The sequence below is a fragment of the Segatella asaccharophila genome, assembly GCF_054687055.1.
This window is the reverse complement of the sequence record NZ_BAACAN010000015.1, coordinates 56,695-73,747: the sequence shown is the minus strand read 5'-3', so window position 1 is coordinate 73,747 and position 17,053 is coordinate 56,695. Positions and strand designations below refer to the sequence as shown.

Annotated in this window: 13 protein-coding genes; 6 read left to right on the top strand and 7 right to left on the bottom strand. The window is 44.3% G+C overall.

Annotated features, from left to right (window positions below; translation table 11 throughout):
- Window positions 1–121: 121 nt before the first annotated feature.
- From ACYRYG_RS09445 to ACYRYG_RS09425, 5 genes are all read left to right on the top strand, one after another.
- Window positions 122–790, top strand: a complete 669-nt coding sequence (locus ACYRYG_RS09445) for an alkaline phosphatase family protein (RefSeq protein WP_460198053.1) — start codon at window positions 122–124, stop codon at window positions 788–790.
- Window positions 791–948: 158 nt separating this feature from the next.
- On the top strand, window positions 949–2,646 hold the full coding sequence (locus ACYRYG_RS09440) for a sulfatase family protein (RefSeq protein WP_293427968.1): 1,698 nt from the start codon (window positions 949–951) through the stop codon (window positions 2,644–2,646).
- 147 nt (window positions 2,647–2,793) lie between these two features.
- Window positions 2,794–4,017, top strand: a complete 1,224-nt coding sequence (locus ACYRYG_RS09435; RefSeq protein WP_293429595.1) for an anaerobic sulfatase-maturation protein — start codon at window positions 2,794–2,796, stop codon at window positions 4,015–4,017.
- A 53-nt stretch (window positions 4,018–4,070) separates the two neighbouring features.
- Entirely contained in the window at window positions 4,071–4,541 is a 471-nt protein-coding gene (locus ACYRYG_RS09430) for a DUF4252 domain-containing protein (RefSeq protein ID WP_460198052.1), read from the top strand.
- A 232-nt stretch (window positions 4,542–4,773) separates the two neighbouring features.
- A complete protein-coding gene (locus tag ACYRYG_RS09425) occupies window positions 4,774–6,465 on the top strand; it encodes a DUF6377 domain-containing protein (protein WP_460198051.1) in 1,692 nt (563 codons plus the stop codon).
- A 10-nt stretch (window positions 6,466–6,475) separates the two neighbouring features.
- Here ACYRYG_RS09425 and ACYRYG_RS09420 read toward each other — a convergent pair whose 3' ends face one another.
- The 3 genes from ACYRYG_RS09420 to ACYRYG_RS09410 form a co-directional block, all read right to left on the bottom strand.
- Window positions 6,476–7,468 (bottom strand): YqiA/YcfP family alpha/beta fold hydrolase, encoded by a 993-nt coding sequence (locus tag ACYRYG_RS09420; protein ID WP_460198050.1) that lies wholly within the window; start codon window positions 7,466–7,468, stop codon window positions 6,476–6,478.
- A 135-nt stretch (window positions 7,469–7,603) separates the two neighbouring features.
- Window positions 7,604–9,421, bottom strand: coding sequence for a sulfatase-like hydrolase/transferase (locus ACYRYG_RS09415; protein WP_293416381.1), 1,818 nt, complete (start codon window positions 9,419–9,421; stop codon window positions 7,604–7,606).
- A 182-nt stretch (window positions 9,422–9,603) separates the two neighbouring features.
- On the bottom strand, window positions 9,604–11,595 hold the full coding sequence (locus tag ACYRYG_RS09410) for a helix-hairpin-helix domain-containing protein (RefSeq protein WP_293427974.1): 1,992 nt from the start codon (window positions 11,593–11,595) through the stop codon (window positions 9,604–9,606).
- 130 nt (window positions 11,596–11,725) lie between these two features.
- On the opposite strand from ACYRYG_RS09410, the gene ACYRYG_RS09405 reads away from it, so the two are divergent.
- Window positions 11,726–12,382, top strand: a complete 657-nt coding sequence (locus tag ACYRYG_RS09405) for a DUF4294 domain-containing protein (RefSeq protein ID WP_293416378.1) — start codon at window positions 11,726–11,728, stop codon at window positions 12,380–12,382.
- Window positions 12,383–12,388: 6 nt separating this feature from the next.
- On the opposite strand, the gene ACYRYG_RS09400 is transcribed toward ACYRYG_RS09405, so the two are convergent.
- The 4 genes from ACYRYG_RS09400 to ACYRYG_RS09385 form a co-directional block, all read right to left on the bottom strand.
- A complete protein-coding gene (locus tag ACYRYG_RS09400; protein ID WP_293424216.1) occupies window positions 12,389–13,459 on the bottom strand; it encodes a M28 family peptidase in 1,071 nt (356 codons plus the stop codon).
- A gap of 20 nt (window positions 13,460–13,479) precedes the next feature.
- Complete coding sequence (locus tag ACYRYG_RS09395; protein WP_293424214.1) at window positions 13,480–15,330, bottom strand: membrane dipeptidase; 1,851 nt, start codon at window positions 15,328–15,330, stop codon at window positions 13,480–13,482.
- A 90-nt stretch (window positions 15,331–15,420) separates the two neighbouring features.
- Window positions 15,421–15,897, bottom strand: a complete 477-nt coding sequence (locus tag ACYRYG_RS09390; RefSeq protein WP_293416373.1) for an Lrp/AsnC ligand binding domain-containing protein — start codon at window positions 15,895–15,897, stop codon at window positions 15,421–15,423.
- A 176-nt stretch (window positions 15,898–16,073) separates the two neighbouring features.
- On the bottom strand, window positions 16,074–17,030 hold the full coding sequence (locus tag ACYRYG_RS09385; protein WP_293416371.1) for an FKBP-type peptidyl-prolyl cis-trans isomerase: 957 nt from the start codon (window positions 17,028–17,030) through the stop codon (window positions 16,074–16,076).
- Window positions 17,031–17,053 lie beyond the last annotated feature (23 nt).

Sequence of the window (17,053 nt, the reverse complement as noted above, 5' to 3'; positions counted from 1 at the left end):
TGCCTAAGCCAATAGCCGCAGACAGCATACCGCAGCCTGCTTATTCTTTTATTGTGTCAAAACAAATAAGTTAAACCTGAATAGCCGATTTATAGGCTGTTCGCAATAAAAACATTTTCGAATGAAAGGGATTGATTTATCCCAGGAACATCCCCAGGCAAGAAAATATATTTTTGCAAATCGGGCTCGCCAGGATATAGCTCAATGGCAATCTTATTTTGTCCAGGATAAGAAATATGAATATATCCGTAACCTGACCAAAGATCCTAATGGAATGGAATTGGATTACAGAAATGCTGTTCGTGCAGCGCGTGATCTGAATGCTGCTTATAAAAATGGCACTTTGCGGCCAGAAATGAAATCCTGGTATGAAGATCGTCCTGCTGAAGAATTTTATGATTTGACAACTGATCCGAATGAATTCCATAATGCAATTCATGATCCTGAGTATAAAAATGTGATCAAACAGTTCCGCGATACGCTGGATTGCTGGAGGGACCAGGGGAATGACGGAACTTTGCTGCCGGAAGCTCAAATGAGAGCGGAGTTGTTAGACCAAAATGGTCAGCAACGTGTTACCAAACAGCCTTTTGTATCCCAGGATTCAATAAATCATAAGGTATATGTGACCAATTTTACAGAGAATGCCTCTATCGGATGGTCATTGGATGGTAAAACTTATGAACTTTATACGAAAGCCTTAACGTTCCCGGCAGGCACTACCTTATATGTTAAAGCCGTCCGGTATGGCTGGAAAGAATGTGAGCCTGTTCTATTTACGGTAAAATAATTATTAATGTGGATGAGCAAGGTGGATGTTAGCATGGTATGCCAATATCCGCCTTCATCCTTGAAAGGATTTTAGAATTCATTTTATAATCGGGTATTGTTTGATATAAATACTCTAACCAACTAGGTTGTAATTAAGAATATCTTAAAGGATTAAGTATGATTTTTAACAGGAATATAGCGGTCGTCATGTCTTCGTTACTTACCGTTACCGCTGGAGCACACACAAAAGGTGTACCGGACAGAAATAAAGCACCAAAGCCCAATATCTTATATATTATGAGTGACGACCACTCCTATAATGCGATCAGTGCTTATGGGAGTGATGTGTCAAGGTTGGCTCCAACTCCCAATATTGACAGGATAGCCAATAACGGAATGATTTTTGAACGTGCTTTCGTCGAAAATTCGTTATCTACTCCAAGTCGTGCCTGTGTCATGACGGGTCTATATAGCAACCAGAATGGTCAGAAGCAGTTGTGGGAGGGTATTGACAGCACAAAGACTTTCTTTACCGAACTGCTGCAGAAAGCAAATTATCAGACAGCAATTGTTGGTAAATGGCACATGATGTGCACTCCAAAAGGATTTGACTATTATCATATCTTTAACGGACAGGGAGAATACTATAATCCGGATTTCAAGGGGACGGATACAAATGGGAAATTTGTCAGAGAACAAGGATACTGTACGGATCTTGTAGTTAAACATGCTTTGGAATTCTTAAACCATAGGAATACAAAACAGCCCTTTTGCTTAATGGTGCACTTTAAGGCTCCTCATAGGAATCAGATGCCTAATCTGAGATATTTGGGAATGTATGACAAGACTAACTTTCCGATTCCTTCAACTTTTTATGATGATTATCGGACAAGATGTTCTGCTGCACATACTCAGAAAATGTCTATATCTAAAGACATGGAGTTGATTCAGGATATGAAGATTGAACAGTTGAAGGATTCCCTTACTTCTCCTTATGACCGGTTATCCTATAAATTCCTGATGGCAGGACTTAACCGGATGACCCCTGAACAGCGTGCTGCCTGGGAGGATTACTATACACCCAGAAATGAGAAATTCTTATCACAACATCTGACCGGTAATGCTTTATATGAATGGAAATATGAGCATTACCTCCGTGATTATCTGAGTTGTGTAAAAGGCATTGATGACGGTGTCGGCGAATTGATTGATTATCTTAAAGCTCATGGCTTGCTGAAGAATACGATTATTATTTACACATCTGATCAAGGCTTTTATTTAGGAGAACATAATTGGTTTGACAAGCGCTTCATGTATGAAGAATCTTTCCGGACACCGTTGATCATATCCTATCCCGGACACATAAAACCGGGAACAAAATGCTATGCGATGGTCCAGAATATAGATTATGCTCCTACATTCTTAAAGTTAGCCGGAATAAAGCAACTGAAGGCGATGAGCGGACTGCCTCTTGAACCTCTGTTTACTGGTAAAACGCCTGCCAACTGGAGAAAAAGCTTATACTATCATTATTATGATTATCCCACATTCCACATGGTTCGTAAGCATGATGGTGTGAGGACTGAAAGATATAAGTTGATACATTTCTATGGAAAAGGTGGCTTAAAGGGTGCTACATCAAAATATCAGACCACTCCTGGAACGACAGAATATGGCGTCCTCCAGATGCTTGACAAGACGGGGTATATTACTCATAATGATCCGGATCTGGATACCTATGAGTTGTATGATCTGAAGAACGACCCGCATGAATTGAATAATATTTATGGTCAGGCAGGGACACAGAAGATAACCGGTTATTTGAAAAAGTTACTCAATGGATACCGGAAGAAACTGAATGTGACGGAATATTGATCCTTACCTCGTCAAGGATAATCCGTGTTTGGAGGCTCTTCAATATACGGATTTCTTTGCCGAGGGACTAAATTTTCTTGCATTAAAGGACTTTATTCTTTAAAAAATTACTAATATTGTAGTGTTATAACTATCAAAACAAACAAGATGACGTCAACAGCTGTTCCTTTCGGAAGACCTTTATATGTAATGTTAAAACCTGCGGGTTCTTTGTGCAATCTGGCTTGTAAGTATTGCTATTATCTGGAGAAGGGCAACCTGTATAAGCAATATAAGGATCGTGTCATCTCTGACGAACTCCTTGAAAAGTTTGTCAAGGATTATATTGAGTCACAGACGTTGCCGCAGGTTCTTTTTACCTGGCATGGTGGTGAGACGTTGATGCGTCCTATATCCTTTTATAAAAAGGCATTGGAACTTGAGAAGAGGTATGCCGGGGGCAGGCAGATTGACAATTGCATCCAGACGAATGGGACGTTACTCACTGATGAATGGTGTGAGTTCTTTAAGGAGAACAATTTTCTTGTCGGTGTATCTATTGACGGGCCACAGGAGTTTCATGATGAATATCGTCGGACCAGAAGCGGGAAGCCGTCTTTTCAGAAAGTAATGAATGGAATCCGCTTGCTCAATAAGCATGGTGTAGAGTGGAATGCGCTTGCTGTCATTAATGATTTCAATGCCGACTATCCTCTGGATTTCTATCATTTTTTCAAGGATATTCATTGCAAATATATCCAGTTTACTCCTATTGTAGAGCGTATCGTAAACAGGACGGATGGACTTACCCTGGCACCGGGGATGCAGGAGCAGGGGAAGTTGGCTGACTTTTCTATAACGGCTGAGCAATGGGGGAATTTCCTCTGCACGATTTTTGATGAATGGGTCAGGGAAGATGTGGGAGATTATTATATCCAACTCTTCGATGCTACGCTTGCCAATTGGTCAGGGGTCGCTCCGGGGATATGTGATATGGCCAGGGAATGTGGGCATGCGGCGGTAATGGAATTCAACGGTGATGTATATTGCTGTGACCACTTTGTTTATCCTGAGTATAAATTAGGGAATCTGCATGAAAAGACATTGACGGAAATGTTGTATTCAAAGCGGCAGCAAGACTTTGGGAAAGCAAAATATAAGAGTTTGCCACGGCAATGCCGGGAGTGTGAATTCCTGTTTGCCTGTAATGGCGAATGCCCTAAAAACAGATTTCTTAAGGATAAATATGGTGAGTTCGGATTGAACTATCTATGTAAGGGATATTATCGTTTTTTCAAGCATGTTGCTCCTTATATGGACTTTATGAAGAAAGAACTGGATGCACATCGGCCGCCAGCTAATGTGATGAAACTGTTTGACAATGAGAAGTAAAGATGAAATTACTCGTGACTGTCGGCTTTGTGGTTCTCTTAATTGATTAAGCAATGAAAAGAATAATGATTATATCAGTTTATCTGTTGATCTGTATGACTGGGATTGCGCAGAATGCCAGGGTAGAGACGATCTTCCGGGAATTCAAGCAGATGAGGCATGCAAGCTATGTTGTCACTCCAAAGCATCTGCTGAAGTCACAGTTTAATGAGTCAAGCAGGCCTCAGGAAATATATATGATGAATGAGACGGATACGGTGAAGGAACTTAACTTGAATCAGTGTTCTCCCAGAATGAGACAGGATTTTGTCAAGGCTACTGCACATTTTGAAGAGGATGGCTATCAGGTTGAGGTTTCTGAAAGAGAAGGTATGGACATCTCTCAGGTCTTGTTTTATGAGAAAGCAGGAAGCATCACCAGTATCTTAGTATTAAATATCGGGAAGGAAACTTGTTCTTTAATACAATTTCTGGGGAAGTTCAGTCATAGAGATTTGAACTATTTAATTCATGATGGATATTAGCGGGTATTAGTTCGTCTTTCCCCTCTTTCCTGTTTTTACTTTTATGGGGTCCGGCAGATCTGTTGTGGAGATCTCCAGAAGATTTACGATCTTTGAGGTTTTGATAAAATCTGCTTCTGATGAATAAACACTTTGAAGAACTTTAGGAAATCTTTCCCTTTAATAAATCAAAAGAAAATAGTATAAAGTCAATAAAAGGTGGTATCTTTGCAAAGACAAAGCAATTAGCACCATGAAACTATTGAATTGTTCAAAATTTGTGGAGAGTGGACTTTCTGTTACTTTATTTAGGTTAGTACCTTTTGTCTTAAGTACTTTCTCTATTGTGTCTTGTCGTGAGTCAAAACAGGAGATTTGCCTGGAAAGTGATTTTGAACAGTTGGATTCAGTCGTAGCTGATCGTTCTCAAATTATTAACAATAAAGAGCGGAATATTGTTAATCTCAAGAGAGAGATGTTATCGTGTACCACAGTGTCTGACAAGTATGTGTATTGCAAGCGACTCTATGATGAATACATGAAATTTAACCCTGACTCGGCAGCTTATTATTCTCGTATGAGTCAGAGGTATGCTTTGGAAGGGGGCATGCGCCCAGAGTATCTTCAGGCAAAGATAGATGCCCTGTTGCTGACTATTCTCAGCGGTGATTATTATAAGGCCAAGATCAAAATTGATGAGATGGGGCCTATAGATAGTCTTCCGCGGTTCGTCCAGCCGAAGATGGCGATGGTGTATCTCGAGTTCTATATGCGCCGTCAGCAAATATCTACAGAAGGAACGGATGATAAGTTTAGTATGACCAGAGAAGAATGCTGGAACAATTTCAGTAAATATTTGAATCCTGACAATTGGGTATATGATTATTACAGGAATAGTATTCTGGGGTGTAATAATCGGAATCGTCTTTTTGTTGATTTTTCGAAAACACAGGAACCTTCCATCCAGGCTGCCATGCTTGCGTATGCCATTGCCCGGACGTATCATCGGGAAGGCAGACAGGGATTGTATTGTCATTGGCTGATTCGTTCAGCTATTAATGATGTAGCTTCCGTTAACCGGGAGGCTCAGTCACTGGTCACTCTGATACGAACTCCTTTTGTCAATAAAAACAGTACACGGGCATTCAATTATCTGATGGTGTGTACAGACAATGCTTATTATTATAAGGATTATGGCAGAAGTCTGGCGATCTTGAATGCTCATCAGGAGATTACTCAAAGTGCCGTCAATAGTCTCCGACACAGAAATTTCCAGTTGATGTGGATTGTCTTACTGCTTTCTCTGTCCGCAGTTGTCATTACGGTTTTGCTTTATGTCGTTATTTCCCGCAGGCATCATCTGGCCATAGCTCTTTCCAAAATGGAGGATATGAACCAGCAGCTGCATACGGTGGTAGATCAAAAGAATGCGATAGAAGGCCAGTTGAAGCAAAACAACGTTCAACTAAAGGAGGAGATCGATTACCGGAACAGTAATTTTATAGATGTATATAAACTTGTATCGGAATATATCTCCGATGTGAAAAACTTCAGGAAATCGATTTTCAATTTGATCACAGCTGGAAAGGTGAATAAAGTCAGGAGGGAATTGGCTTCTGACAATGCTGAGGACAAATATCTTCACCGGTTTTATGTACAGTTTGACAAAGCCTTTCTTTCTTCTCTTCCGGATTTTCTGAAGCATTTTAATGCTCTTTTAAGATCAGACAGTCAACAGTCGTTGACTGAAAATGGTGGACTGACCCCGGAATTGAGGATCTATGCCTTGATCAGCATTGGCATCACTGACAGTATCAGTATTGCCCAGTTTTTACATTATTCTCCTCAGACGATTTATAATTACAGATTAAAGATGCGCCTTCGTGCTGCTGTGGGGAAAAAAGAATTTGCAGAGTCAGTAGTTCATTTGTATGAAAAGAAGTAGGTGAAATTCTCTATTGTCCTCCTAATCTGCTGAAATAGGTGATGATCTCGTCCCAGGTCTTGAATTCATCACTGCCATATTTCAAATTCGTACCCATAAAATTTTCATCCGGATCCGGATCGATGAAATAGTCACCATAGAGCACGCTCTTTCGATGGGTGAAAATGGTATGATGGTAAGCAGGAGCGCTCAGGTATTCTTCTATCCATGCACGGACTTTCTCCGTCTCTTTCACATCGTAGTCAGGTGCTGTGGCAACGATATACACTTGATAATTATCCAGTAGTGCTTCGTAAGCCTTGTGCATGCTTGAGGTAGGATGATCATATTGATCATGCAGCGCTTCATAGTTGATATAGATGATCGGCCTTTCCCTATTCTCCTGCTTGTCATCAATCCAGCGGATAACCGGAATGAGATAGTGCCAGGCTACTTTGTCGATCAACCGGTGTTCGCCATGAAAACGGATGGCGTTCGGATAATGTTGGTGGAACAGGTCAAAGGTATGCACTACAGGATCATTGTCTCCGAAGAGTCCATACACCCGATTTTGTTCTTCTTGCGTCACGGACGCAAAACAGTGATGAGAGAATTCCGTATATTCCTTGATTAAGGATTTTGTCACCATAAATTCCTGTACGCCATCTTTGCGCGGGTTCATGAATGTCTGTTTGCCGGTCAGGCTTGACATGGTCTCTCCCATCTGGAAAGCCGGGTTGACCAGGATCCGGTCAAAGCCATAAAGTTGTTCCCCGTACATCCCTCCCATCGAGGAGCCGATAATCAGATCGGGCTTTTCCCTTTCAGCCAGTTGTTGAAGAAAGGTAAATCCCTCTTCAGGATGAAGGGGAATGTCTTCGCAGATGAAGTGAGCATCCGGCATCAGCTGTTTCAGCAATTTGACGGTACCGGTCTGGCCGGAAGACATGAAACCATGGAGGTACATGATCTTTTTTCCGGACATCAGGTCCGGAAAAGATTTGATATATGAATTCTTTTCCATATCTCTGAAAGTTAATTCACTTACAAAGGTAATAAAAGATTGGAAACTGGGGCATACGATAGAAGAAAAAGAGCAAATTCAGTCTTCTCCTCAGGTGACTGTTCCCGATCTTCTGTTGTGGCTGAGGTTAGCCGGCTATCTTTTATAGAAACGGTTGAGATGCATCATTGCTTTCTTGAACTGGAGGACATTAATGTGATAATCTGGTACAGGGTTGAGCCTGCTGTCCGTCACATTCAGGGAGCCGTCTCCTTCATGGTTCAGGATGGTATCCCCCTGGATAATGAAAGCATATTGTAGATCCCCGCCGGTGACTTCCCAGGTCCGGGGTTGGCGATCCCATAAGTAATGGCCGAAACTATAATCGGAAGGTGGGTTTTGCACGCCCAGGCAACGGTTCATCAACGTAGGTACAATGTCATAATGGGTAGTCCGGTAATGATATTTGTGAGGTTTCATGCCCGGAACATGTATCAACAGGGGTGTGCTGACCTGCCAACGGGAAAAGTTGCCGTTGTGTCCCCAGTAATCCTTGTGATTCTCATTGAACTCCTGTGCATGGTCACCTGTGACGATGATGATGGTGTTTTTATACAGTCCCTCTTTCTTAAGGGCGGTAAAGATCTGCCCGATAAGTTGGTCAATTTCATTGACACAGTCTCTGTAGAGATTAAAGAAAGGGGTGGGGTTCATGTCATTGTTCAATTTGGAATAATCTGCAAAAGTCCAGGCTGGCTTGAATTTTCCCTGTTTGCTGGTTGGTAGTGCGATGGCATGAGCCAGGTCATAAAAGGCCATGGAGAAGAATGGTTTCCCGGAGCGTTTCAGGGCCGGCAGCTCTCTGACCAGGTCGTTTGTGATGCGGACATCACGATCGTATGGGGTGTTGCCCGGTGTGGAAGTTTGTAAATGCGGGACACGTTGAAAGACGATACGTGCAAAAGGCGGATTCTCCAGAGTCGCACTGGCGTGGATATGAATGCCATAGCCTTCTTGTAACAGTTGATTGATAAACAGAGGGCTGATATGACCACTTTCCATAGCGTTCCAGTAGATTGAAGGGACACTGAAAAAGAGTCCGAAAACGGCATAGCGGGTGCCATTACTACTGCTGAAATGGTTGTCATACCATTGGTTTTCCGTGGCAAACTGGTACACGGATGGCATTGTTTCAGGGGTGAGGGTACGCTTGCTCCAGGAATCAATGAGAATAAAAATAATGTTCGGCCTCTCTGCATGGCTTACCCTTAAGGAATGAAGGGGGTAATTGATTTCGTCCCCGCCTGCTTTTTCATGGAGAATTTGGGCTTCCGGAGGCTGCTTGAATCCCATCTTGACCAGTTTGCGATTGGCCTCAAGTGGAAAATAATAGGGTAGGATACGTGTGCTGGCTATGATGGAAGGTTTCTGTACGAATGCGCCATAGATATGCATGATGTTGGCTGTCAGCAGGCAGAGGACCAGGAAGCAGACAGAGATGATCTTCGATCGCCTGGGGAGGTGGACTCTCCGGGTCAGGAACCACAGGCCGATGCTGATGGCGATGGCGATCAGGAAACCGAGGGATTCTTTTACGTAAAGCCAGGGACTGAAATTGAAGATCTCTCCTGATCCGGGACCGAATACCATATTCATAATCATCCCGTTCAGGTGAAACCTGTAGAGTCTGAATACTTGCAGGTTGATCAGACAGAGCACAGACGTCAGACTGGTTGCCGTGACAATAAGTATCCGGGCGAGTTTCTTTGCGCCTAAAAAGTATTCCGGGATGAAAAATACGAGGAATAATGCTGATATAATGAGAGCAGAATGGCTCAGGCAGGAAAGGATAAAATAAACCCAACCGGAGAAATCCATAATCTGCCGTGTTGTATCAAACAGAATGTAACTGAACAGTAATGCTGCGAGAAACAGTGTTGACAGAATATAGTAAGAAAAAGCCTTTGACTTCATTTGTTTAATAGATTACAAAAACGTTGCAAAGATAATAAAAAACAGATAAAGATGCTTTTATCTTCAGGATAAATATTTCCTAATATTTAATTTTGTGTAGATAGTTATTTGAAAAAGTTCCTTTAATCATGAATTTAGATCGATAATATGGAAAAATGGAACAGACCCCTTCCGGGGGTTGATTAGAATTTCCACCTTATTTGAATCTCCATATCCGTCATAGCACTTTTATTGATAAGTTGGTCATTACTGGAGATATGATTTCTGTCGAAATAGTCTGTTGTTCCAATCTTCTGGATGATCAGAACATTTTTAAAGAGGGTGGTTTTAGCCATTAATACATAGCGGATGCCGTGACCATAGAAGGAAGGAAAGGAGAGTTGGTAGAGTAGTCCTGGTTCATAGACATAGAGTCTGCTGTCATAATCATGGGTATGGAAGTAGTCAAAATTTCCTTCAATAGTGGTGCTCTTATAAGTATAGCCTAGGTTATAAGAACTCATATATCCTCTACTGCGCTTTCCGAAGTGATAATCCGACAGGTCAAGTTGGGTGTTAAAAGAGAGGGATCCCCTGGCATATCTTATTGCGATTCTTCCTTTTTGCTGGATATACTGATCGGATGCTGTATTCCCCTGGTTGTCTTTGCTTTTGATCTTCAGTCGGTATTGTGTGAGGATATGCCAGTTGCTGGAAGTCCAACTGATAGAGAAAAACTGGTCCCAGGCATGTGCGCCGGCTGGCATACGATAACTCGGCCAGGCAAAATAGGCATAGTCAGTATAGGACATTAAGGTAAGGTGACGGGATGGGGACCAGTTCGCACCGATATAGAGTCCGCTTTCATTCTGGACATGTCCGCCTTCGCTGAAGCTGTTGCTGAACAGGGAATAATATTTGTAAGAATAGAACCGTTGGAGAACCATGAGTGAGAGTTCATCTGTGAGCAAAACGGATGCGGAATTGAGGGTGGCAACGGCATGGCAGTCACCTGTAGCCGTCTCTCCTTGAAGGGTCAGACGCCGACTGAGATAGCCATAGTCTGCACTCAGGTTATAGAAAGATTTTCCGGCGGGATAGTAGTGACGGTAGATGGTGCTGGTTTTAGGTTCGAGTCTTTTGTTAAAGTGGCAAGAGAAGGCTGTTATGCCGGCATGAAATCCATCGTGAAACCAGTTGAGATGTCCCCCGGAAACCGTTTCTGTTGTATTGTGTTTCTTTTCCATCTCTTTGGAGGTGCGGTGGTAGCCTGTCTTGAGGATTGTAGCGATGGTGTTGGAGTTGTTATTAAGGGTCGCGTCGATTTTCCGGCAGGAGATGAAGGCTGAAAGATCCAACTGCCGGGTGAGTGCGACAGTAGTTGCTGCACCTTGCAGATAGTTTGCTTCGGATAGGGAGGAATGAGGCCGGATCCGGCCGTTGCTCTGCCCGAGATGATAAAGTGCAGCGAGTTTGCCTAATCCGAAATTGTTGTTGAGGATCAGTCCCATTCCGAAGTCCAGGCGGTACCGTCCCAAGGTCAGGTTCTTAATTGGGCCGAGTCTTTGGATCTGGAAATAGAGGGAACAGTAATCATAGCCCCATTTATTCTTGCCTGCGAAGAAGGGCTCACCTGCATCCTGCGAGGCTGCAAAACCTAATTTGATGAACCTGCTGTAATGAAACTGGTATTTGATCCAGTGCTTATAGGGGTATCCTAAATAATCCTTCCGGTCACCTTTGCGACGGTAGAAAGGGATCTTGAGGGCTGCTATAACTTCTTGCTTCCCGAATTTGGTGATTTCCTGTAAGGAAGGAAACTTGCCCGGCGTGTCTGGGCCTGCATAGACAAAATAAGGCAGGAGCTGCAGTTGCTCATAGTCCAGGGATTCAATCATTGCCAGCTCGCCGAGGCTTTTCATTCCCTTGTACTGGTAGACGTAGGCCTGAATATCCTCGATTTGCCGGGAAGTCAGGAACGGCAGCCGCTCCAGTTGCTCGCGGCTGGCTGTATTGATGTTGAAGGGATGTTCCGCTATTTCCTCGAGTTCATCATAGTCATCTTCGAAAGCTACATTCTGGAAATCTTCTGTCTGATGGAGTTCGCTGAGATCATGCTCCCAGGGATAGGTCTTCTGGGCATAACAGGAAAGTGTGCAGGACAAAGCCAGAACGAAAAGCAGCGTTCTTTGCATGGTATCGGTATCAGATTTAATGTTTTTATAGTACGATCTATGCAAAGATAGATGGAATTAATGAAAAAAACAATAAAATAATCAAGAATTTATCTAATTATAGAATTTATCTGTATTTTTGCGCTTGATTATGGGAAGGAAACTGATTATCATCATCTGTTTATTGTTCGGGTTATTCCAGACTGCCGTAATAGCTCAGAATGATCCTGATCGTCCGGGTCATATCAACCCTGAGGATATGAAGGTGGATATGAAAAATCCTACCTTTGAACCTCGTGTGCGTGTAGGGAAAGTGAAGTACAGGGGGGACAGTATTCAATATGTGGAGTTGAATCCGGTCTATATCTTTTCTCCCCCTACCTTCGACACGCCTCAGGAATGGGCTGCCTATAACCGGCTGGTCTATAATGTGAAAAAAGTACTGCCGATAGCGGAGGAAGTGAATACGATCGTTATCGAGACTTATGAGTATCTTCAAACCCTTCCTAATAAGAAAGCAAGGGATGCTCACATGAGATATGTGGAAAAAAGTATCCGTCAGGAATATGAGCCTCGTATGAAAAAACTTACTTATGCGCAGGGCAAATTACTGATCAAACTGATTTATCGGGAGACTAACTCTTCAGCCTACAGTTTGATCAAGGCTTTCTTGGGGCCTATCCGGGCCGGTTTCTGGCAGGCTTTTGCGTGGGTGTTCGGTGCCAGCCTGGAGAAGACGTATGATCCTACAGGGGTAGACCGCCTTACTGAACGCGTCGTCCTGCAAGTGCAAAGCGGGCAACTCTGATTGGTTTTATTTCCTCATCTCCGTGAACAAGACCTGTACCAGGGTTTGTCCTACTGCTTTTAATGTCCTTTTGTCAATGTGTGCCATCGTATCGGAGACGGTATGCCAGGTAGGGCCGAAACTGCTTTGGCTGCAATCTGGATAATAAGGGATAATATCAATGGTAGGGATATGGGCTGTCTGGTTCAAGGGGAGATGATCATCTGTGATTGCACCACCCTCTTCCTGAGGGAACAAATTCCTGTAGCCTGCTCTTCCCGCTGCTCTCCATACTTTTTTGACAATAGATGGTGCATATTGCTCTGACATCTGTTCCCGGTAGAAGTGAGCACCTTCGCCTCCGACCATGTCCAGCAGAATACCATATCTGGCTTCATAACCTTTGGGTAGATGTGAACTGAAATATTGAGCACCTAAGGCCCAGCTGGAACCATTGTCCGGTTTGTTGCTCCACTGAGGGGTGCCCCAGTCCTCTGCGTCAAAGCAGACAAAGTCTATACCCAATCCTTCCTGTTTCAAGGACAGGGAGGGGGAATCTTGATCCTTTTTGTCTTGCTGCTGGAGCAGGCGCGCTAGTTCGATCATTACCCCGATGCCACTTGCACCATCATTGGCAGCCATGATAGGGGTATGATGCTTGGTGCTGTCCGGGTCATTATCTGCCCACGGCCTACTGTCCCAGTGAGCACAGATCAGGATTCGTGTCGTCGCTTCCGGATTATAGCTGGCTATAATATTCGTACAGTTTAGTTTTGTTCCGTCATAACCTGTGACAACGGTCGGTTGTGTCTGGACCTTGCAGCCATATTGCCTGAACTTGGCAACAATCCATTCCCCGCATTTCTCGTGAGCGGCAGTATTCATCGGCCTTGGCCCGAAAGCACATTGGGCAGCAGTATAGGCATAAGCTGAATCTGCATTGAAAGCAGGACCTACCGGAGACACTCTTTCCGTCTCCTCGGTGCTTGTGACACTTTCATTCTCTATATGCTTATTGACTCCATAGATCCCGGCGACACCTGCCAGGATAACTGCGGCAACGCCGGCGATGATCCTCATTTTCTTCTTCTTTTTCATTGTCCGAATATCCTTAAGTCTTATCGGCGGGAGGCCTGGACCAGTGCCATCACTCTCAGCCAGTTTCCTCCCCAGATCATCTCAATATCCTTTTCATTGAATTTCCGGCGAAGGAGTTGAATGGTAAAATGAATGAGTTCACTGGCGTCAGCCAGTCCTCTGACGGTTCCGTCCCCGTCGAAGTCCGTTCCCAGTCCCACATGCTCTATTCCCATGATCTTGATAGCATGCTCCAGATGCGCCATGGCATCCAGGATGGTGGCTTCCCCTTCTTTGCGAAGAAAACCGTGATAGAGGGTGATATGAGCCACGCCGCCTTTTGCAGCTAGCGCTTTCATCTGGTCATCAGTAAGGTCGCGGGGGACATCACAGAGTGCTCTGCAGCAGGTGTGTGAACAGACAATAGGAGTCCTGCTCATCTCCAGGGCATCATAAAAACTTTTTTCGTTGGCATGACTCAGGTCAACCATGATCCCCTGATCATTCATTTCTCGGATCACTTGTACACCGAAAGGGCTTACCCCATTGTGAGTGTTACAACCGTGTGCACTGTCACAGATGTCATTGTCTCCATTGTGGCAAAGGGTGATATAGACCGTTCCACGCTGGGCAAAATGCTTGATGTTCGAGAGGTCATGACTCAATGCCAGCCCGTTCTCGATGCCGAGCATGATGCTCTTTCGTCCGTTCCGTTTATCTTCATAAAGGTCCTGGGGGGTCCGTGCGATACTTAAATATGAACTCCGGCTGTTGACGATCTCCTCAATCTTGTCGAAGATCAAATCGGTATATGCCGTTGGTGTGATCATCCTGGGCTTTACTTCAATGCCATTGTGCGTTTTCTGCGTTTCTTTTTTCAAACTTGGATAGCGTTCCACAAATTGTGGGTTATGGCGGACGATCCCTTCCAGGTCGATTTTTGAAGAAAAAGACTCTCCCAATTTTGGTTGGGGCAGATAGGCCACCATGGTGACGGCATCTGTTCGTCCCTCAGTCATCTTATGGAGATCGTACAGGATTCGCGGATCACGGTGATCGAATTGTACACCTTGAGGGAAGAACATAGGTGTATCACAGTGTGTGTCCAGTGTAAGAATATGCTTGTGGATTTCCTTTGCCCGGTGAAATTCGTCAGCTCTGTCGACAAGCCATTGGAAGATTTTCAATCCTTCTTCTCCTAACCATTCGGGATGCCATTGTACACCTAAAATGGATTTGTACTCACAGCTTTCTATTCCTTCAATGATCCCGTCAGCGGACCTTGCAGTGATCTGGAAACGCTTCCCCGGATCCTTTACTGCCTGGTGATGGAAGGAATTGACAAAGAGTTGGTTCCGCCCGTAAATCTTATTCAGTTCAGAACCCGGCACGAGCATGACACTATGTGTCGGTTCCGTGCGGGCTGCGTCCTGGTCATGTTTCACCTGAATGGCAGAATTGATGTCCTGGGCCACTTTCCCGCCTAGGGCTATGGCGAGTGTCTGTATACCTCTGCATATTCCCAGCATCGGGATCTGGCGGCGGAAAGACAGGCGCGTAAGAAGGAGTTCTGGTAAGTCCCTTTCGGCATTGATATGATGCAGGTGGGGCACCGGCTCTTCTCCTGCCCATAGTGGATTATAGTCGCCGCCACCTGTCAAGATCAGTCCATCCAGATGTTCCAGGGTGTTGACGATGACAGACCTTTCTGCTATTGGTGGAATCAATATGGGTATTCCACCCGCCTTCACAACTTGTTGGTAATAAACCCTGTGAAGGGTGGCATCTATGCCTTCATAGTTGGCAGTGAGACCGATCAACGGACGAAACTCGGACTCTGGAAAGATCGTGTCATATTCTTCCAGGTGCGAATGGATATTGAAATTTTCCATAAGATTCCCCTCTATAGGCCTGCTTCTCATGCTTGCTTCTACTTCTGACCAGAGCGGGCAGGCCCTTCGTCTGAGAGACAGGCCATTACTTTATTTCTCCTCGTCAGCATCAATCTTTACCGGAATCTCACGCTTGATGCTCTGTTCGAGAGAGATCAGCGTTTCCGTAGAGACTACGCCGGGGATACTCTGGAGTTTGTTGTTCAGCAGATCCATAAGTTGCTCATTGTCTCTGGCATAGAGCTTCACCAGCATGGTGTAAGGACCGGTGGTGAAGTGGCATTCCACGATTTCCGGAATGTTGATCAGCCGGTCTACTACTTTTCTATACATGCTGGCACGCTCAAGGTTGAGACCTATATAGGTGCAGGTAGAATACCCCAGGCTTTTCGGGTTTACATCAAATCCGCTGCCGGTGATGACACCGTTCTCCATCAAATGCTGTACACGCTGGTGGATAGCTGCACGTGATACGCCGCATTCTGTGGCGACGTCCTTAAAAGGGATACGTGCATTGGTAGAGAGGATTCTCAGTATCATCTTGTCGAGTTTGTCTATTTTGTACATTTCTTCAATTTTTGTTTTGGATTTCTCCTGACGTTTTCTAATTGAAAGCAAATGTAGAGAAAATAATCCATATAAACAACAAAATGCACAAGAATATTTAATATTCTGTGCATTTTGATTGGTAGCTAAGGGGGAAATGCCCCTTTTTCTTAAAGAAAAGTAACTATCTGTAACTTTTATTTTTTATTATTCTTCTTTGTTCTCTTTTTGGCTGACGGTTTTGACAGCGCAGCGGTCTTAGTGTTTTCCGGGGTAGCCGGAGTGACATCCGTCTCAGCTTTAGGAGTGACGATCCCTTTCAACTCAAGGTCAAAAATGAGGGTGGAATAAGGTGGAATCTTCCCTGCACGGCGACTGCCATAGGCCAGTTCTTCCGGAACATAGAGTTCCCATTTGCTTCCTGAAGGCATTCGTGTCAGCGCTTCTGTCCAGCCCTTGATCAGGCCGTCAGCGCGGAATTTGTCGGTGCTGCTTCCATGGCTGACGGTGGAATCAAATACCTTTCCGTCAATGGTACGGCCTTCATAGATGACTTCCACTTCGTCACTGGGTTTAGGTACAGGGCCATCACCCTGCACGAGAACTTTATATTGGAGTCCGTCAGGCAGGACGGTTACACCGGGTTTCTTGGCATTCTCAGCCAGCCAGCGCTTGCCTGCGCCGGAAAGAATATCAGTGGTATAGGTCTGGGCCTTTTTCAGGTCAAAGATGGAGGAATTCTTGATCAGCGCATCCGTAAAACCTTTATTGAAGAATGTTTCTTCCAGATTGGGGGTTACGCTTTCGAAGTTTTCTTTGGTACCGGGGAGGATACGGTCATTTACCATCTGAGCGATTAACATCCCTGTAGCGTAGGCTTTCCCTTTAGGTGAAGCGGCTGTCTTTATTGCTTCCTGATAGCCGGCGACAAAATCTGCCATATAAGCAGTGTCTACCTTATAACTCTGCTGGATAAAAGGAATCAGTCCCTCTGTGGCCTGTACTCCTGCTGCATAACTGACGGAATCAGTCTGGTTGGTCAGTACTGTAACAGATGCTTTTTCCTTTTTCTTGTTCTTCTTAGAGCTGTTTCCTGCAAACATAAAAGATGCGTTTAGCAGGAGGATAAAAGAAAATAATAGTATTCGTTTCATAATGTGATAGATTTATAGCCTCT